Source organism: Limibacillus sp. MBR-115, assembly GCF_040549425.1.
GTDB classification, from domain to species: Bacteria; Pseudomonadota; Alphaproteobacteria; order Kiloniellales; family CECT-8803; genus Limibacillus; species Limibacillus halophilus.
In genome coordinates, this window is record NZ_JBEPTJ010000001.1 from 331,272 (window position 1) to 349,566 (window position 18,295).

Annotated in this window: 15 protein-coding genes; 8 read left to right on the forward strand and 7 right to left on the reverse strand. The window is 57.8% G+C overall.

Annotation, left to right across the window (positions count from 1 at the left end):
- Positions 1–7: 7 nt before the first annotated feature.
- Complete coding sequence (gene recA / locus ABIE63_RS01565; protein WP_354502232.1) at positions 8–1,099, reverse strand: recombinase RecA; 1,092 nt, start codon at positions 1,097–1,099, stop codon at positions 8–10.
- A gap of 212 nt (positions 1,100–1,311) precedes the next feature.
- Here recA and ABIE63_RS01570 point away from each other — a divergent pair, with 212 nt between their 5' ends.
- Entirely contained in the window at positions 1,312–3,063 is a 1,752-nt protein-coding gene (locus tag ABIE63_RS01570; RefSeq protein WP_354502234.1) for a patatin-like phospholipase family protein, read from the forward strand.
- On the opposite strand, the gene ABIE63_RS01575 is transcribed toward ABIE63_RS01570, so the two are convergent.
- Both ABIE63_RS01575 and dksA read right to left on the reverse strand, forming a co-directional pair.
- The gene (locus tag ABIE63_RS01575; protein WP_183415469.1) at positions 3,064–3,780 is read right to left on the reverse strand and encodes a response regulator; all 717 of its coding nucleotides are present in this window, start codon (positions 3,778–3,780) and stop codon (positions 3,064–3,066) included. It abuts the gene before it with no gap.
- 152 nt (positions 3,781–3,932) lie between these two features.
- Entirely contained in the window at positions 3,933–4,352 is a 420-nt protein-coding gene (gene dksA, locus ABIE63_RS01580) for an RNA polymerase-binding protein DksA (protein ID WP_183415470.1), read from the reverse strand.
- Positions 4,353–4,656: 304 nt separating this feature from the next.
- Here dksA and ctrA point away from each other — a divergent pair, with 304 nt between their 5' ends.
- The gene (gene ctrA / locus ABIE63_RS01585; RefSeq protein WP_183415471.1) at positions 4,657–5,376 is read left to right on the forward strand and encodes a response regulator transcription factor CtrA; all 720 of its coding nucleotides are present in this window, start codon (positions 4,657–4,659) and stop codon (positions 5,374–5,376) included.
- Between the two features lie 100 nt (positions 5,377–5,476).
- Positions 5,477–7,312 carry an iron ABC transporter permease gene (locus tag ABIE63_RS01590; protein ID WP_354502238.1) on the forward strand — a complete coding sequence of 612 codons (1,836 nt, stop codon included), beginning with the start codon at positions 5,477–5,479 and terminating at the stop codon, positions 7,310–7,312.
- Between the two features lie 111 nt (positions 7,313–7,423).
- Here the strand turns inward: ABIE63_RS01590 and ABIE63_RS01595 are convergent, their stop codons facing one another.
- Together ABIE63_RS01595 and ABIE63_RS01600 are read right to left on the reverse strand one after the other, a co-directional pair.
- The gene (locus tag ABIE63_RS01595; protein WP_354502241.1) at positions 7,424–8,548 is read right to left on the reverse strand and encodes a Fe(3+) ABC transporter substrate-binding protein; all 1,125 of its coding nucleotides are present in this window, start codon (positions 8,546–8,548) and stop codon (positions 7,424–7,426) included.
- A gap of 194 nt (positions 8,549–8,742) precedes the next feature.
- Positions 8,743–9,396: a histidine phosphotransferase family protein gene (locus ABIE63_RS01600; RefSeq protein ID WP_354502244.1), complete on the reverse strand. Its 654-nt coding sequence runs from the start codon at positions 9,394–9,396 to the stop codon at positions 8,743–8,745.
- Between the two features lie 157 nt (positions 9,397–9,553).
- Between ABIE63_RS01600 and ABIE63_RS01605 the strand changes: the two genes are divergently transcribed.
- From ABIE63_RS01605 to ABIE63_RS01620, 4 genes are all read left to right on the forward strand, one after another.
- Positions 9,554–9,727, forward strand: a complete 174-nt coding sequence (locus ABIE63_RS01605; RefSeq protein WP_354502247.1) for a DUF3553 domain-containing protein — start codon at positions 9,554–9,556, stop codon at positions 9,725–9,727.
- 53 nt (positions 9,728–9,780) lie between these two features.
- Positions 9,781–11,487, forward strand: a complete 1,707-nt coding sequence (locus ABIE63_RS01610) for an NADH-ubiquinone oxidoreductase-F iron-sulfur binding region domain-containing protein (RefSeq protein ID WP_354502250.1) — start codon at positions 9,781–9,783, stop codon at positions 11,485–11,487.
- A 4-nt stretch (positions 11,488–11,491) separates the two neighbouring features.
- The gene (gene fdhF / locus ABIE63_RS01615; protein ID WP_354502253.1) at positions 11,492–14,263 is read left to right on the forward strand and encodes a formate dehydrogenase subunit alpha; all 2,772 of its coding nucleotides are present in this window, start codon (positions 11,492–11,494) and stop codon (positions 14,261–14,263) included.
- 85 nt (positions 14,264–14,348) lie between these two features.
- Positions 14,349–15,350 (forward strand): ankyrin repeat domain-containing protein, encoded by a 1,002-nt coding sequence (locus tag ABIE63_RS01620; RefSeq protein ID WP_354502256.1) that lies wholly within the window; start codon positions 14,349–14,351, stop codon positions 15,348–15,350.
- A 28-nt stretch (positions 15,351–15,378) separates the two neighbouring features.
- On the opposite strand, the gene ABIE63_RS01625 is transcribed toward ABIE63_RS01620, so the two are convergent.
- Positions 15,379–15,501, reverse strand: a complete 123-nt coding sequence (locus ABIE63_RS01625; protein WP_281369915.1) for a hypothetical protein — start codon at positions 15,499–15,501, stop codon at positions 15,379–15,381.
- Positions 15,502–15,730: 229 nt separating this feature from the next.
- Here ABIE63_RS01625 and ABIE63_RS01630 point away from each other — a divergent pair, with 229 nt between their 5' ends.
- Complete coding sequence (locus ABIE63_RS01630) at positions 15,731–16,948, forward strand: class I SAM-dependent methyltransferase (RefSeq protein ID WP_354502259.1); 1,218 nt, start codon at positions 15,731–15,733, stop codon at positions 16,946–16,948.
- On the opposite strand, the gene ABIE63_RS01635 is transcribed toward ABIE63_RS01630, so the two are convergent.
- Positions 16,932–18,266, reverse strand: a complete 1,335-nt coding sequence (locus ABIE63_RS01635; protein WP_354502262.1) for a c-type cytochrome — start codon at positions 18,264–18,266, stop codon at positions 16,932–16,934. The two genes, ABIE63_RS01630 and ABIE63_RS01635, sit on opposite strands and share 17 nt — an antisense overlap.
- Between the last annotated feature and the right edge of the window lie 29 nt (positions 18,267–18,295).

Genomic DNA, 18,295 nt, shown 5'->3' on the forward strand with positions numbered 1-18,295 from the left:
CAGTCCGTCAGCCAGCAACATCCGAACTACTGTCGTCCGCATCTCCCTCACCACCGCCGGGGCCTTCCAGCATGGCAATCGCAACGATCCCGGCATTCTCCCGGATGCGCTGTTCGATCGTTCTCGCTATTTCGGGATTGTCTTGCATGAACTGTTTGGCGTTCTCCCGGCCCTGACCGATGCGTTGGCCGTCGTAAGAGAACCAAGAGCCCGACTTCTCGATGATGTTGGCCTGTACGCCCAAATCAATCAACTCACCCGTCTTTGAGATGCCCTGACCGTACATGATGTCGAATTCCACCACCCGGAAGGGCGGCGCCACTTTGTTCTTCACCACCTTAACCCGGGTTTGGTTGCCGACAATATCACCCTTGTCCTTCACGGCACCAATACGGCGGATATCAAGGCGAACCGAGGCGTAGAATTTCAAGGCATTGCCGCCGGACGTCGTCTCGGGGCTACCAAACATGACACCGATCTTCATACGCAGTTGGTTGATGAAGATCACCAGCGTGTTGGACCGCGCTATAGACGCTGTCAATTTACGCAGCGCCTGGCTCATGAGCCGTGCCTGAAGGCCGGGTTGCTGATCACCCATATCGCCTTCCAGTTCCACCCGGGGCACGAGGGCCGCAACCGAATCGACCACCAACACGTCAACAGCGCCCGAGCGCACAAGCGTATCGGTAATCTCCAATGCCTGTTCGCCGGCATCGGGCTGCGAGATCAGCAGTTCTTCGATATTGACTCCGAGTTTTGCCGCATAGGCCGGGTCCAGCGCATGCTCCGCATCGACAAATGCGCAAGTGCCCCCCTTCTTCTGGGCCTCTGCGATCGCCTGCAATGCGAGGGTTGTTTTACCGGAGCTTTCCGGCCCAAAGATTTCAACGACCCTGCCCCGAGGCAGACCGCCGATGCCCAATGCTATATCCAGACCCAGCGAACCGGTCGAGATCGCCTCTATCTCAACGGCCTCCTGTTGACCGAGACGCATAATCGATCCCTTACCGAAGGCGCGCTCAATCTGGCTCAGCGCGGCATCCAGGGCTTTGTTTTTATCCACGGTTCCTCCTTCAACGACGCGCAAATTATTCTGCATGACGAACGGCCTCCCTTATCCCACAAGCGCCTCCAAAGGCGCAATGCGAAGTATTGTGCTCGTTTTGTTCTCATTTTTCAATCTAAATATAGGACCATTATGAGAACAAACGTTCAATTTGGCGTTAGTCGATAACATTTCGCCATGTCGACTGCGGCCTTTTATACAGTCCCTGCTAGAGTCGATTCGTGCTGCAGATCTGGAGTGAGTCGATGTCATCCGTGCGAGACCGTCTGGCAAAAAAACTGCGTCTCCTTGGTATCTTTGCTAACTGCGATGAAGCCACGCTTCAGGGCATTGCAGAGCGATCTCAATGGCTTTCGGTTCCCGGCGGTCGGTTGCTGATAGAACAAGGCGAGCAAGCTGAGGCCGTTTTCGTGTTGCTTTCCGGTCGCCTTGCCGTGATCACCGGGTTTGGAACCTCCGAGGAACGCTTGGTAACGGAAATCAGCGCCGGCGATAGCGTGGGCGAGTTGGGAGTAATTGCCTCGACCCGTCGTTCAGCAAGTGTCCTCGCGCTACGGGACAGTGAGTTGCTTCGTATTCCCGGCGATGTACTGAAACCGCTGATTGCAAGCGATCCGGCCGCCTTTGACGGGCTCTTACAAACGCTTGCCCAGCGCCTACTCCGCCTGACCCGGGGCAAGCCGGTGCAGCGTATGGTTCGCAACCTGGCGCTGCTACCCCTGGATGACGCAAGTTCCTGGCCCGACATCGCCATGCGTCTGCAAAGGAGCGCTCAGACTATCGGTTTGAAGTGCCACATCTTTACCGAGGCTGATGGGTCTCGCGACAGCAATCAGTTCGCCGAAATGGAAGAAAACTTCGATCTTTGCCTTTATCTGGCAACCAAGGCCGACGATACCTGGCGCAGACTCTGCAAACGCCAAGCCGACCGCCTGTTGCTGCTTGCCAGCGGCACGGACAAGGGTCGAAGCGCCCGCCCGCCTGACAACCGCTTAATCGGCGATCGCAGACCCGTGGACATGGCTATTTGCGAGGCAGCCGATTTAGAGCTTCCGACACCATCCCGTAATTGGCCTGTCGCCCTGGCCGCTGCACGATGGGTTCATCGCCTTAGAGAGAACAATGACCAGGACTATAGCCGTCTGGTTCGGTTAATGAAGAATCAAGGCCAGTGCCTCGTCCTCTCCGGAGGCGGCGCACGCGGGTTTGCCCATGTCGGCGTGCAGCGCGCGTTGCAAGAAGCAGGTCGCTCGCTCGATCTTCTGGGTGGTTCCAGCATGGGTGCAATCGTGGCCGCGGGTATTGCCCTGGAGTGGGACAGCAACGATCTTGAGTCGCGCCTTGCCAAGGTCTTCGTCGAAGGGCGCCCGACCAGCGATTTGACCTTTCCCATCGTCGCCCTTCTGCGAGGCCGGCGGGTTTCGCACTATCTGAAATCGCATTTTGCGGACTTGGAGATGCAAGACCTTTGGCGCCCTTGCTATAGCGTGGCAACCGACCTACGCAGCGGTGAACCGATCATGCAAACCAAAGGGTCGTTATGGCGGAACTTGCGTGCCAGCGTGGCTATTCCCGGCCTGCTACCGCCGGTCCCCACGGAACAGCACTTGCTGGCCGACGGCGGTGTCGTCGATAATTTACCAGTCGGGTTCCTACTCGATCCGCCGCAAGGCCACATCATTGCAGTCGATGTCGCGCAGGATGCCGCCCTTAGATGCGATTTTCTAGCGGAGGAACTGGAAGCGCCATTCTGGCGTCTGTGGCCACGCGTGCGTCGCGGCCGGCTTCCGGGAATCTTCGATATTCTCCTACGCGCGGGAACCATAAACAGCAGCCGCCAGCGTAAGGAGGTGCTGGAAAAAGTAGATCTTTGGCTCGCGCCGCCGTTGGAAGAGATCGGCGTGCTGCAATGGGGTGCATTTCACCGCGCTGTAGAGATTGGCCATCGCTATGCCTGCCAGCAACTTGAAATCTGCGACCGGGAGCAAACCGAGTGATCAAGCGGCGATGCTAAGCTGCCCGCGCACATGATCCAGCAGTTGTTTCAACGCAAAAGGCTTTGGCAGGAAACCCGCCTCGCCTCGGCTTATCAGGTCAAAGGCGATCCTGTCATCACAATAACCCGAGATGAGCAGGACCCGCAGACGAGGGCGCAAGAGTCGTGCCCGTTGGATAAGGCTGGCGCCGTCTAGGACCGGCATGGATAAATCCGTTACAAGCAGGTGAAACGATGCCGGGCGCATCTGAAACACGTCCCAGGCATCGACGCCGGATGCGCAGGCCGTCACGTGATAGCCCGCCCGGCGCAGCGCCAAAGATGCACAACTGCGAACCGAATCGTCGTCCTCGGCAAGGAGAACACGGATGGCCCCGCTCTGCGCCGCATCATTCATTTCCTTTTCTTGCTCTTCGTCCAGGGCTCCGTTTTGCTGAACCGCTTCGGTCAGCAGGGCACGATCGCTGCTGGCCGTTAGGCGCCTGAGAATGTGAGCCGCCCGCTCGGCCTCCTTGCGAATCGTATCCAATTCCTGCTCGTCATCCATGTCACACTGCATTCTGCCACGCAGAATCTCTGTCGAGCCCATGATGGACGTAAGTACATTGTTGAAGTCATGCGCGAGTTCATCGGCGAGCTTTGTAAAGGCGGCTCGATGCTCCCATTGAGGTTCGGCCACTACATGGGGGGCTTGGTCTGTTTCCTTGAAACCTGACATGGCGCATATCTCCTTGGCGGCCTGCTTGTGCCTCCAAAGATGCCGGTCAAACATTGAAAAGAGGTAAATGATTGCAAATGCGGACAAGAAAAAGGCCGATCTCAAGACCGGCCCTTTCGGATTTCAATTTCTGATTCAGCCGTTTGTCCGTATCAGTCGTCTCGCTGCGTGCGTTCCATACGCTCGTGCCGTTCCTGCGCTTCTATCGAAAGCGTAGCAATTGGCCTGGCTTCCAATCGGCGTAGGCTGATCGGCTCATCGGTTTCTTCGCAATAACCGTAAGTGCCGTCCTCGATCCGCTGCAAAGCCATGTCTATCTTTGCTATTAACTTACGCTCGCGGTCGCGAGTCCGAAGTTCTAGCGATCGATCGGTTTCAAGCGACGCGCGATCAGCTATGTCCGCTTCCTGCAGGCTTTCGGATTGAAGATGTTGAAGCGTTTCTTCAGATTCTCGTAATAGTTCGCCGCGCCAAGCCAACAGTTTACGGCGAAAATACTCCCGCATGACTGGATTCATGAAGTCCTCGTCATCGGAAGGTCGGTAGTCGGGTGAAGCAGTAATAGATGACATCCGGCGCCTAACTCCTGAGGTCTATAAGATCGCGCGGAGTATATAAAAATCCGTTCGCCGAACAAGCCCTCAGATTCATCGTTAAGCAGTTGTTAACGATTTCGTAATAAATGTTAGCGAAGTTATAGCCTGCCGATAGAGGCGCTGCGTCACTGATACAACCGCAAAAACGCCTCAATTGCAGCCGAATGCTTCGCGTTTGAATCGAAAAAAGCTCAATATACATTTGACGAGAAAAGACTTTTCAATTGAATGCGTCGCATTTAATATATTAACTAGTCTGAACAACAGGGGCTGGGAAGCTATGCGTGTTCTATTGGTAGAGGATGATTCGGCGACAGCCCGTAGCATCGAGATGATGTTGCGCTCAGAGGGCTATGTTTGCGATTCAACCGACCTAGGCGAAGACGGCTTCGAAATCGCCAAACTCTATGATTACGATGTCATCATTCTGGATCTCATGCTTCCGGACATGGACGGCTACGACGTTCTGCGCCGGTTGCGTGATTCGAAGATCGGTACGCCTATTTTGGTCCTATCGGGTCTTTCGGGCTTGGATGACAAGGTCAAGTGCTTGGGATTCGGTGCCGATGATTATTTAACCAAGCCGTTCCACAAGCTTGAGTTGATTGCACGCTTGCAGGCCATTGTACGCCGCACCCGGGGACACCCTGATTCGGTAATCAAGACCGGTAAGCTGGATGTCCATCTGGAACAGAAGGTAGCCGAAGTGAGCGGTCGTTCGTTACGCCTGACTGGAAAGGAGTACGCAATCCTTGAATTGCTCTCCCTCCGCAAGGGAACGACGCTGACCAAGGAGAATTTCCTTAATCATCTCTACGGCGGCATGGACGAGCCGGATCTCAAGATTATTGACGTCTTTGTCTGCAAGCTACGCAAGAAGCTCAGCGAAGCGACCGGCGGCGACAACTACATTGAGACGGTCTGGGGGCGCGGCTACCGGTTGCGAGATCCTGAACCGGACGCGGCAGCCCAGCAGACGAAAAAGGCTGTCAACGCCTGATTTATCGTCGATTTTGGCCGCTTGCTCGAGACCTGGACCGAGCTGGCGCCAATAGGACGATGTAGCAGGAAATCGCGCTCTCTTCGGGGAGCGCTTTTTTTTGTCGCAGGCACACCTAAAAGCGGGAGTTGCGAAAGCTTCGCAATCGTGGCTAGTTAAGGAAACGGTTTACGCAGGCATCGTTCCTGCGGACATCCCGCACCCCGGCAAGGACACCGATAGCGCTTTGGCTTCAATCGATGCACAGCAATCAAGCTCTCGTCCCCCGCGTGGCTGGCTGCACCTGACCGTCCACGGCAGGGGCGGACGTTGGCTGATTCTTACTGCCGGGCTCATTGCGCTGCTGTTTTTGATCCCGACATTCAGCATCCTTCGGTCGGTTTTAGAGCCTGCCGGCGATGTTTGGCATCACCTCGCTTCCACGGTGTTGACTACCTACCTTCTCAACAGCCTGTGGCTCGTGCTTGGCGTGGGATGCGGAACCCTGTTGATGGGCGTTTCCACGGCTTGGCTCGTCACACTCTGCCGATTTCCCGGCCGAAAGATTTTCGAATGGGCACTGGTTCTGCCGATGGCCGTCCCGGCATATGTCATGGCCTACACCTATACGGACTTCCTGCAATACTCCGGCCCGGTCCAGGAAATCCTGAGGGAATTCACGGGCTGGACCGCCAGGGACTATTGGTTTCCGCAGGTCCGCTCCCTGGGGGGTGCCATCGCGATGTTGTCATTGGTCCTATATCCATACGTTTACATCATGGCGAGAAGCGCATTCATGGAGCAGTCGGTTTGCGCTCTGGAGGTCAGCCGCACTTTGGGGTGCGGTCCCTGGAGCAGCTTCAGGCGCGTGGCGCTACCATTGGCGCGCCCGGCGATTGTCGGCGGCCTTGCCCTGGCACTGATGGAGACCTTAGCCGACTTCGGCACCGTCGCCTTTTTTGGCGTCCAGACCTTTACGACGGGCGTCGTGCGCGCTTGGTTTTCTTTGGGCGACAGAACTGCAGCGGCACAGCTGTCGGCGGTGCTTCTGGGGTTGGTGTTCATGGTCCTGCTGCTGGAGCAGACCAGCCGCGGCAAGCGGCGATACCACCAAGCCACGACGCGCTATCAAGAACTTCCGGGATATCGTCTGAAGGGCTGGCGCCGCGTCGCTGCCTTTACCGCCTGCTTCCTGCCGCTGTTTTTGGGCTTCCTGCTCCCTGCCGTCATACTCATAAAAATGAGCGTCGAAGCGGGCGACCAACAGTTTGGTCCACGGTTCTTCGAGCTCGTCGGCAATTCCTTCACTCTGGCCGGTCTGACCGCGCTGCTTGCCGTCGGATTGGCGCTGCTCATGGCTTATGCCGTGCGCTTGGCGCCGACAGCTGTTACCCGCGCTGCGGCTCGACTTGCCAGCCTGGGCTATGCCATTCCCGGAACCATCATCGCCGTCGGCGTCCTCATCCCCTTTGCACGCTTTGACAACTGGCTGGACGCTCTCTTGACCCGCTATTTCGGGTTCGGTAGTGGTCTCCTGTTGACCGGAACCCTCGCTGCGCTGGTATTTGCCTATCTTGTGCGCTTCATGGCGGTATCCATGAACAGCGTAGAGGCCAGTTTGCTAAAAGTCCGGCCCAGCATGGACGATGCGGCCCGCAGCCTAGGTGAAGGACCGCTAGGCACGCTGCGCCGTATCCATGCTCCTATCATACGAGGGGGGCTGCTCAGCGCGGCCTTGGTCGTATTTGTCGATGTCATGAAGGAGTTGCCGGCCACTCTGGTCATGCGGCCTTTCAATTTCGACACGCTTGCGGTCCAGGCCTATAATCTCGCATCCGACGAGCGTCTTACCGAAGCATCGACGTCGGCCTTGACCATTGTCGCCGTTGGAACGCTGCCGGTTATCTTGTTGACCCGCGCCATAGCGCGCTCTCGCCCCGGACACAATGGCGCCTAACCGGGCTATCGGTTCTTGTTGAACGAAAAAACCCCGCTCCTGGCATCAGAAGCGGGGTTAGTCATGGGATCCGGAAGATCAGACTTTCAACACGGATCCGACAGGCAATACCTATTTCCACCCTGCGCGGTCGAAGATCATCTGCGCAAGCGGCTGATTCTTGCCGAGGACCGACACGTTGACGGTATCGATCTTGAACGACCCTAGTGCGGCTACCGCCGCATTGGCGGCGACGCCATCGACAACCGGATACTCGTTGTTTCCGTCAGCGAAGTACTGCTGAGCGCTGTCGCTTGCCAGATACTCCAGGAATTTGATCGCAGCTTCCTTATGCGGCGCATGCTTTGCAACCCCCGCCCCGGATACGTTGACGTGGGTGCCACGACCGTCCTGATTGGGGAAAATCACACCGAGTGCCGCACCGACCTCCTGATCCTCGCTTTTATCAGAACGCAACAAGCGTACGAGGTAATAGCTATTGGCGACCGCGATTCCACACTCGCCCGAGGCCGCAGCACGGAGCTGGTCTGTGTCGCCGCCCTGTGGATCGCGGGCAAAATTAGCGACGACGCCTTTGGCCCAGGCTTCAGCCTTTTCTTCACCGTCAGCCGCAATGATCGAACCAAGCAGTGAGAGATTGTAGATGTTCGAACTGGAACGAATGCAGACCAGACCCTTCCATTTGGGATCAGCTAGGTCCTCGTAGCTATCCAAACCCGTGGGGTCTACGAGATCCTTGTTGTAGACAATGAGGCGCGCGCGCGAGGAAAACCCGAACCACAGACCGTCAGGATGGCGTAGGTTGGCCGGGATCTTCTGGTCCAACAACGTGCTTTCGGCCGACTGGAACAGCCCCGCTTCCTCCGCGCGCCATAGGCGCCCAGCGTCCACGGTCATGACAACATCAGCCGGGCTATTGACGCCTTCGCTTTTCATCCGCTCGATCAGCGCATCGCCATCGGCCTCAATCCGATTGACCTTGATACCCGTTGCCGCCGTGAATTCCGCATAGAGCGCCTCATCGGTCTGGTAGTGGCGGGAACTATAAAGGTTTACGACCTGCTCCTCGGAAGCCCTGGCCTCGCTCGCACCCAAGGTCCAACCCGCGAGGATCGAACCGGCGGCAACTGCCAAAGCGGCCACGGCGCCGGTGGTTGCGCGCCGCACCTTGGATCGGTGGAGATTCCTCAAAAATCTATCGTTCGATCCGAGACTATAAAAGCGAGAATAGGTCATGCTGTCCTTCCTTGATGTCGACGACGGTCTTTTGCCGCGGTCAGGCAAATTATTGCGAATGATTATCATCCGCCGTTGATGTTTTATGCGAATGATTATCATTCGTCAAGCCAATCAGGAATGAGAGGCCCGTTATGCTGCGATCGATTCGCGCGAATGTGATAGGTGATTGGAGAAACGCCGACAGGGTCCGATCAGGGCTGCGAAAACACGTCCTTGCCGACATCGAGCGAAAAGACGACACAGCCCTCTTCCTGATCATCCACCGAAACATCGGCGCCGCATTCCGCGGCAAGAAGACGACAAAACACGCTTTGGATATTGCGAGTCGTAAGCTCCGAATCCGGCAGGTCCCGATTCAAACCGTCACGCGCTTCCGGTCGGACCCTGGCGCCTTCACCAATTGCCAGGATCGCGACCTGATGGCGACTCTCGGCGGCCAGAACCTCCACGGTCAGTGAACCGCCACGCGGCAAACTTTCCTCAGCTACGACCAACAAGTTGAGCAGGAGCTTGGTTGAATTGGAGGACATCGGGTCGTTGTAGGTCTCGTCGGACCAGTTCAAACTGATGCGGTGCCCCTTGAAGTAGTTCTCCACATGGCTTTTCAGGTCTGTGCCACCCGGGCCCGCACGCTCAACAGCGGTCCCATAGGCCAGACGAAAAAATTGCAAAATCCGGGCTGCCGAATCGGCACTGTCGATGGCCAGTTGCGCCGCCTCTTCCATAAGGTCCGGCGAAGCGCCACCAAGCATTTCCAATCCGTTGTTGCATGCCCCTATCGGATTGACCAATTCATGGCATAACCGCGCACAAAGCAATTCGGCAACCCGTAAGGATGCAATCATTTCTTAGCTTTCCCCCTCTCCAAACTCAGACGTAAACATACCGCCCGGCAACCGCTTGTCGCTTCGCAAGCCGCTGCTGTCGCATGAGGGCATGTTATCGCGCCGTCTCCTAATTATAGACTAACAGGAGCTGACGCCATGCCCAGGATATTTTGAGATGGATTTGACACCCGGCAGCCTTGTCACACACCCGGAGCAACCGGATTGGGGTATTGGGCAAGTGCAATCAGTCATAGGCAGCCGGGTAACGGTGAATTTCGAGAATGCGGGTAAATTGTTGATAGATTGCCAGCAAGTGGCATTGATCCTTGTGGACCCGGAAGATTTCTAATCCGACAACGGGGCTGCTACCCTACGCACGAGTTAAAGAAGAGAAGAAAACCCATGGATGACGCGACACTTGGAGGCGGTATCGACCGCAGCATTCCCCCGGCCTCGGGACGCAGGCGCTCGCCGGCGTTCACGAAGGGACGCCAGCTTGATGATAAAGCCTTGCAGGACGTGCAGGCCCTGCTTGATGGGGAAGCCTTGCGCCGGGACCGACTGATTGAGTATCTGCATCTGATTCAGGATTCCTATGGCAGCCTTTCAGCCGGTCATCTGCAGGCGCTCGGCCAGGCCATGGGAATACCGATGGCGGAGGTGTACGAAGTCGCATCGTTCTACGCCCACTTCGATATCGTCCTGGACGGCGAAGAAGCGCCACCCCCTATCACGGTTCGTGTATGCGACAGCATTACCTGCGAGATGATGGGCGCAAAGGCGCTCCTTCAGGAACTGCCTGAGATTCTTGGACCTGGGGTGCGTGTGCTGCCGGCCCCTTGCATGGGGCGTTGCGCCTGTGCGCCGACAGCGGAAGTCGGGCACCGCCATATCGACGCAGCGACAACAGAGACCATCGCCGCGGCGGTCGCGACCAAGGACACCCACCCGGTGATCGCAGACTACAAGGAGCTAGCCGCCTACCAAGCTGAGGGCGGCTACGATCTGCTGCGCGCCTGCCTTAAAGGCGAGCGCAGTGCCGACGAGATTATTACGATTCTGAGCGATTCCAATTTGCGCGGCTTGGGGGGCGCCGGCTTCCCGGCGGGTCGCAAGTGGTCGATCGTACGCGATCAACCCGGCCCGCGTTTGATGACCATCAATGGTGATGAAGGTGAGCCAGGCACTTTTAAGGACCGCGTTTATCTGGAGCAGGATCCGCACCGTTTCCTGGAAGGCACCTTGATAGCCGCCTGGGCGGTAGGGTGCGAGAAGGCTTACATTTACATGCGCGATGAGTATCCAGGCGCCATTGCCATCCTCAAGCGCGAGATCGCCAAGCTGGAAGCCGAGGGCCTGAGCGTCCATTGCCCTCTGGAAATTCGGCGCGGCGCAGGTGCCTACATCTGCGGCGAAGAATCCGCGATGATTGAGTCTATAGAAGGAAAGCGCGGACTACCCCGCCACCGCCCCCCTTATATCGCCCAGGTTGGCCTTTTCGACCGCCCGACCCTCAACCACAATGTGGAAACGGTGTACTGGGTGCGCGAGATCGTCGAAAAGGGAGCCGATTGGTTCTCCGGCCAAGGCCGCCATGGCAGGAAGGGATTGCGCTCGTTCTCGGTATCGGGCCGAGTCGCAGAACCCGGGGTCAAGCTAGCCCCCGCCGGGATCACCATCAAAGAGTTGATCGACGAGTACTGCGGCGGCATGGCCGACGGACATAGCTTTAAGGCTTATCTGCCGGGTGGTGCATCCGGCGGTATTCTTCCGGCCAGTATGTCCGATATCCCACTCGATTTCGGAACCTTGGAGGAGCACGGTTGCTTCATCGGCTCCGCGGCCGTCGTTGTCCTTTCTGACAAGGATTCCATTCGCGAAGCCGTGCTCAACCTCATGCGGTTCTTCAAGGAGGAATCCTGCGGCCAATGCACGCCCTGCCGTGTTGGAACGGAAAAGGCTGTCGCCTTGATGGAGGAAACGGTCTGGGACAAGCCGCTGCTTGAAGATCTGAACCGAGCGATGCGCGACGCATCGATCTGTGGGCTGGGACAGGCAGCGCCGAACCCACTCGCCTGCGCCCTGAAATATTTCCCCGAGGAGGTCTGAGATCATGGCCGACCAATCAATCACGTTCGAAATGAACGGCGCCGAGGTCACGGCTTCGCCCGACGAAACCATCTGGCAGGTTGCCCAACGCCAGGGTGAGGAAATTCCTCATCTCTGCTACGCGCCCGAGCCCGGATATCGCGCCGATGGCAACTGCCGAGCCTGCATGGTTGAAATCGACGGCGAGCGCGTTTTGGCGGCCTCCTGTATCCGCAAGCCTGCGCCCGGCATGAAGGTTATGACCGCCAGTGAACGCGCAAAGTCGGCCCGCAAGGCCGTTTTCGAGTTGTTGCTGGCTGACCAACCCGTCCGTGAAGAAGCCCACGACCCTGACAGCAAGTTCTGGAATTGGGTCGACAAGATAGACCTCGACACCAGCCGTTATCCCTCCCGGGAAAAGCTGGCGACGGATCGCAGCCATACGGCGATGACGGTTAATCTGGATGCCTGTATCCACTGCAATCTTTGTGTACGTGCCTGCCGGGAAGTACAGGTTAACGACGTGATCGGAATGGCTTATCGCGGCGCTGAGGCGAAGATCGTCTTTGATTTCGACGACCCCATGGGCGATTCGACCTGTGTTGCCTGCGGCGAGTGCGTACAGGCCTGTCCGACCGGCGCCCTGATGGAATCCAGCTTGCTGAACGACGCAGGCGTTCGCGACGTCTTCGCCGACCGCACCGTCGATACCCTTTGCCCTTATTGTGGTGTCGGCTGCCAGACCACGGTCCATGTGAAGGATGACAAGATCGTCCAAATCGACGGCCGCGATGGCCCCGCGAACGAGCAGCGTCTTTGCGTAAAGGGCCGCTTCGGGTTCGATTATATTTACCATCCGCACCGGCTTACCAAACCGATGATTCGCCGCGATGACGCGCCCAAGATTTGGGATGCACCGCTTGATCCCGCCAACCCCTGGACTCACTTCCGGGAAGCCACATGGGAGGAAGCATTGGACCATGCCGCGGCGGGATTGAAAAAGGTTCATGATGCGCGCGGACCCAAGGGCATCGCCGGTTTCGGCTCGGCAAAGGGATCGAACGAAGAGGCCTACCTCTTCCAAAAACTGATCCGCCAGGGTTTTGGAACGAACAACGTCGATCACTGCACGCGGCTCTGCCATGCCTCGTCGGTTGCTGCCTTGATGGAAGGCATCGGTTCCGGCGCGGTCACAGCGCCTTTCGCCGCCGCCGCCGATGCTGAATGCATCATCGTGATTGGCGCGCGCCCAGCGCAGAATCATCCGGTTGCAGCCACTTATCTGAAGCAAGCGGCCAAGCGCGGCGCGAAGCTGATCGTCATGGATCCCCGCAAGCAGAACCTGTCGCGCTACGCAACGCACATGCTCCAGTTCAAGCCGGGAACCGACGTGGCCCTGCTCAATGCAATGCTGCACGTCATTGTTACGGAAGAGCTCTATGACCAGCAGTACGTTCAAGCCCATACCGAGGGCTTCGAAGAGCTTAAGCGGAGCGTGCTGCAGTTTGACCCGGACAAGATGGAAGAGGTTTGCGGTATCCCCGCCAATATGATCCGCGAGGTCGCGCGAACTTATGCACGGTCAGAGAGCTCGCTTATTTTCTGGGGCATGGGCGTATCCCAACACACCCACGGCACCGACAATGCGCGTTGCCTGATCGCCTTGGCTCTGACGACCGGCCAGATCGGTCGTCCAGGGACTGGCCTGCATCCGCTGCGCGGACAGAACAACGTTCAAGGCGCTTCCGATGCGGGGCTTATTCCCTTGGTCTACCCGGACTACAAGTCCGTTGCAGACGCCGAGGTCCGCAAACTCTATGAGGAATTCTGGGGGCGCGAACTGGACCCGAACAAAGGTCTGACCGTCGTCGAGATCATCGATGCCATTCATGATAATGAAATCGCGGCCATGTACATCATGGGCGAAAACCCCGCCATGTCCGACCCGGACCAACAGCACGCAAGACAAGCTCTTGCGAAACTTGAGCATCTTGTGGTCCAGGACATCTTCCTTACCGAAACCGCCTGGTACGCGGATGTCGTCCTGCCCGCCTCCGCTCATGCGGAGAAGCAGGGAACCTTCACGAACACCAATCGGCAGATTCAAATGGCACGCCCTGCTGTCCCTTTGCCGGGAGAGACACGACAGGATTGGTGGATCACCGCCGAGATCGGCAAACGCATAGGACTGGATTGGTCTTACGGCGGCCCGGCCGATATCTTCGCCGAGATGAAGAAGATTATGCGTTCTCTCGACAACATCACCTGGGAACGGTTGGAGCGCGAGGACTGCGTAACCTACCCCTGCGACGCCGAGGATAAGCCGGGCAACGAGATTATCTTCGGCGACGGCTTCCCGACCGCCAACGGGCGCGGCAAGCTGGTCGCCGCACAGGTCTTGCCGCCGGACGAGTTACCCGACGAGACCTATCCTTGGGTCCTTACGACAGGGCGATTGTTGGAGCATTGGCATACCGGCGCCATGACCCGCCGGGCGAGCAAACTCAATAACCTGGAGCCGGAGGCGATTGCTGCCGTCAACCCCAGGGAAATCGCCCGCATCGGCCTTCAGCCGGGCGACCGTGTGAAGGTGGCCACGCGGCGTGGCGAGATCGAGTTGATCCTGCGTACTGATCGGGATGTGCCAGACGGGATGGTATTTATCCCCTTCTGCTTCACCGAAGCGGCGGCTAACATTCTGACAAACCCGCAGCTTGATCCGTACGGTAAAATCCCCGAGTTCAAGTTCTGCGCCGCCAGAGTTGAACCCGCGAGGCAAAGTGTTGCTGCACAATAGAGTTTCGACCCGGGATGTTCACCACAGGGGGCTTCGTCATCTGACGGGGCCCCTTTTTGCTTTTATTTTGTTGTTACCTTGGCCTGTGCAGGGCCAGACACTTTCGCCGGCGACCGAGGGGCTTTTTGTCGCAGCCGTGGAAAACAACGCCGAGCTTGCGGACTTTGCCATCGAGAATGGTGCTGAGATAGAAGCCGAGGACGCGAGCGGACGGAGGCCGATCCATATCGCTGCAACACAAGGTGCCGCCGATGTGATTCGCGTACTGGCAGCGGCGGGCGCCGATCTTGAGGCGCTGGACCGCGATTTCGGGAGGGCCCCTCTGCATCTGGCGTCGCAGAGAGGAAACAAACGCGCGGTCGTTGCGCTTTTGAATGCCGGCGCCAACCTGCATATTCGAGACCGGCGGAACGACAACACACCCCTCATCGATGCTGCTTTTGATCCGCTTTCGCTGGCCATCATTCCAGAACTCTTGGCCCGCGGCGCTGATCTGGAGGCGAAGGCAAGCGACGGCACGACGGCAATCCTGGCCGCAGCTTCTCGTGGAAATGTTCCGGCATTCGATATTCTGGTTGAGGCTGGAGCGAACCTATCCGTGCGACGCAAGGATGGTTACAGCGCCGTGCATCTGGCCGCCCTGGCCAACAGTACGGCCTTGCTCGAGCGGATGGCGGCGAAGGGTTTAGATCTGGATGCCACGGCGGTCGATGGAGCTTCGCCTTTGGGCGAAGCAGCCTATTGGGGCGCAACATCGGCTGTGGCGACTCTTTTGATCCTGGGCGCTGACCCCAACCTTCTGGCCCGTGAGGGGCGCCCGGCTTTATTGGAGGCGGCGCGTGCAAGGCAGCTGGAGGCCCTGGAACTGCTGCTGCAGGCAAATGCTGACCCCAACCTAGCGGATGGTAGCACCGGCAACACGGCGCTCATGCTAGCCGCGAATGTTGGCGCGATAGATATTGTTCAACGTTTGCTTGCCAGCGGCGCAAAAATTGACACCGAAGCCAAGGACGGCTGGACGGCTATCGAGGCCGCCGAGATGATTGGGGCAGACGATATCGTCGCCTTGTTGGAGGAATCCCGCTAGTGCTCAACAACGCGTCGAGGGTTTGAAACTATCTGCGGACGTTCTCGGTCGTGTAAACATTGCCGCTGCTAAGCTGCAGCGAGTCCAATACGAAGGCTGAGCCGATAGCCAGCAGTATCGCTACGGTCGTACCTGCAATAAATGCTTTCACGTCAATTCCCCCTCGGGTTGCGCATTATGTTATAGATATGCCGCGAAAAGAAAAAATCCACAAGGATTACGGGGGGCTCGGGATGAACACCACAGGATTGCCCGGAACCGGATTGCCACTGTGCCAGATAGCGCATTCTGGCGAAGTGTGACGTCCAATGTTCACGATTGATTGGGACCATCGACCAAACACTTTTTTGCGCTGTCTCGCCTGCGGCGAGCGAAGTTCGATGCCCTTCTTTGTCCGATTGATCAGCCCGCAATATGGCACGATCCGTGATTACCACCATTGCACGACCTGTAGCTCCATAGCGGTGATTTCTGACATTCCAGGCAGTAAATCCCCGCAACAAAACAGCGCTGCCACCGGGACTGTAACGGCCGAGACTTTGAGCCCAAGCGCATTGCTGGGGCAACGACACATGATCGAACTCGGCACAAACTTTACTGTGCAAACCTTTGCCTCCACCCAAGTTTGCAGACCCCCGCCAAAACGTTTGCTCGATATCGGCTGCGGCCTTGGAATTGGCCTGGACTATGCAAGCCATGCCTTCTCCTGCGAAGTCGCAGGAATTGATCCTGGTTTGTTGGCCCTGCGCAGCGCCGAGGCTTTGGGGTTTCCATTGATCCGCGGCTATTTCCCGCACGTGGACGCAGGTCTCGGCGCGCCCTTCGATTGCATCGAGGGCTGGGAGGTAATCGAGCACATCGACGCGCCCATGGATTTCCTGGAGGCTGCCAGAGAGAGCCTGATAGAAGGAGGCCTACTGGCCCTAAGCACGCCCAACGCAGACACGATCAATCGAGATACTGCTCCGTCGGTCCTTCTCAGCGCGCTGTCACCCGGCGAGCACCGGATCGTCTTCAGTCCGCGTGGGCTATCCGCGCTCTTGACCCGAGCAGGCTTCCCGGCCACGTGCCTATTGCAGGACAAGCGTGGCCATTTCTTTGCCTTATCGCTGCGCGATGCGTCAGAACCGCCATCGTTGCAGCCACCAGAAGACAGCCTGCTGACCTATTGCCGGGAGCGAAGCGTGGAGATGGCGCACGATGCGCATTTCTCGGCCGGGTTCCTGACAAAATTGACCGTTGCCCATTTGGCGGGCGGCGACTGGCCGGACTTGCGGAAGACGCTGGCTGGAGCAGATCAGATGCTCAAAGCACATTGGGGGATTGATCTGGAGGATCGACCCGCGATCAGGGCCCGCTTGGCAAGAACAGAGGGCGACCGCTACCTGACAAACGTGCCGCTGCCCCTACCCCTTCTGCTGTTTGCACAGAGTCGGTTATTGCAAGCGACGAATAGCGATCAAAAAGCAGCCCGGGACTACATGAACCTAGCCTCCCTTTGGGGGCAGCAGGTCGTGGAAGCCTTGGAGCAAGTCGGCAACAGCGATCAGATTTTGCTCAACATCACTCAAAGGGCCACCGCTATTGCGGCTGCGTGACCTCTTTTAGGTACTGCACGAGAAGATTGAGCTCCTCGGGGCTGTTAAGTCTTTGCAACGGCATCTTGCTGCCAGGTGTTACAACCTGAGGGCCATCCGCGAAAAGCTGTGTGATGGTCTCTTCATTCCAGACAATGCTGCTGTTTTCGAGCGCGGGCGAGTAGTTGTAACCCTCGACCGTACCTGCTTTACGGCCAAAGACTTTGTACAGCGTCGGGCCTGCGCGTTTGCCCCCGTCCGGTCCAAGGGTGTGGCATATAGCACATTTACCGAACTGCTTTGCGCCGGGGTGCTCCGGAAGCGGCAAGCGGTCGGCGTCAGCCTCACGTGTTGGCTCTTCCCCCACTTCGCCGCCGCTATAGAGGTCCCACTCGCGCAAGCTGCCGTCAGATCCGACTGAGAACAGGTAGGCGCCATCCGGGCCGAATGCGAGATCCCAGATCGGACCATCATGCCCGGCCAGCAAGAGCGTTTCTCCGCCTTTCGCTAAATCCCAGATGCGGATCAACCCATCGACGCTGGCGGTTGCTGCCTGACGGCCGGAAGGGGAAACAGCCAGCGCGAAAACCGGCCCTTCGTGAGCATGGTAGTTTTCCAATTCCGCGCCGGTTTCCAAATTCCAGATGCGCAGCGTTTCGTCTCCGCTAGCCGATATGCCGCGCAGACCATCCGGCAGGAAGGCCACGACGTTCACACCAACCTCATGCCCTTCGAACGTTTCGATCAGTGCGCCTGTCTCGCTATCCCATAACCTTACTCTGGCATCGTAGCTACCGGAAAGGATATGACGGCCATCGTCGGAGAAGACGACACTGTTGACGTTGTTTTTATTGCCTTCGATCACCAACGGATCGGCGGTGCCCGATACCGCCCACACCCGCAAACTGCGATCCCACCCGGCGGAGGCAAAACGCTCACCATCCGGAGAAACGGCCAGATCGGCAATCTTGCCTTCGTGCCCCTCATAACGGCGCAGTTCCTCGCCGCTCACCAAGTCCCAGAGTCTGATGATACCGTCATCACCTGCCGTCAATGCCGTCCGATTGTCGGGAAGGAAAGCCACCGCGTTGACCGCGCCGTCGTGATCATCAAACCGCTTGATCGGCTTTTGGGTTTTACGATCCCAAAGAATAGCGCTGTAGTCGAAACCGCCGGTCAACACCCGCTTGCCGTCCGCGGACACTGCCACGGACCGAACGTAGCCAGCATGCTCAAGATAAGCGGCTTTTGATTCTTGAACGGCCAGTTCAGGTGTTGTCAGGAGGAAAACCGCAAGGACAGACGCAAGAAACAGGCTGGGTCTCAAGGTGTGGATCATTGGTTTGACTGCTCTTGCTTCTTAGCTAC

Bases quoted from the DNA above. Each gene is read 5' to 3' on its own strand.
- recA (WP_354502232.1), bottom strand. From the start codon at position 1,099: ATGCAGAATAATTTGCGCGTCGTTGAAGGAGGAACCGTGGATAAAAAC.
- ctrA (WP_183415471.1), top strand. From the start codon at position 4,657: ATGCGTGTTCTATTGGTAGAGGATGATTCGGCGACAGCCCGTAGCATC.
- ABIE63_RS01610 (WP_354502250.1), top strand. From the start codon at position 9,781: ATGGATGACGCGACACTTGGAGGCGGTATCGACCGCAGCATTCCCCCG.
- ABIE63_RS01635 (WP_354502262.1), bottom strand. From the start codon at position 18,266: ATGATCCACACCTTGAGACCCAGCCTGTTTCTTGCGTCTGTCCTTGCG.
- fdhF (WP_354502253.1), top strand. From the start codon at position 11,492: ATGGCCGACCAATCAATCACGTTCGAAATGAACGGCGCCGAGGTCACG.
- ABIE63_RS01600 (WP_354502244.1), bottom strand. From the start codon at position 9,396: ATGATTGCATCCTTACGGGTTGCCGAATTGCTTTGTGCGCGGTTATGC.
- ABIE63_RS01595 (WP_354502241.1), bottom strand. From the start codon at position 8,548: ATGACCTATTCTCGCTTTTATAGTCTCGGATCGAACGATAGATTTTTG.
- ABIE63_RS01605 (WP_354502247.1), top strand. From the start codon at position 9,554: ATGGATTTGACACCCGGCAGCCTTGTCACACACCCGGAGCAACCGGAT.
- dksA (WP_183415470.1), bottom strand. From the start codon at position 4,352: ATGTCATCTATTACTGCTTCACCCGACTACCGACCTTCCGATGACGAG.
- ABIE63_RS01575 (WP_183415469.1), bottom strand. From the start codon at position 3,780: ATGTCAGGTTTCAAGGAAACAGACCAAGCCCCCCATGTAGTGGCCGAA.
- ABIE63_RS01570 (WP_354502234.1), top strand. From the start codon at position 1,312: ATGTCATCCGTGCGAGACCGTCTGGCAAAAAAACTGCGTCTCCTTGGT.
- ABIE63_RS01630 (WP_354502259.1), top strand. From the start codon at position 15,731: ATGCCCTTCTTTGTCCGATTGATCAGCCCGCAATATGGCACGATCCGT.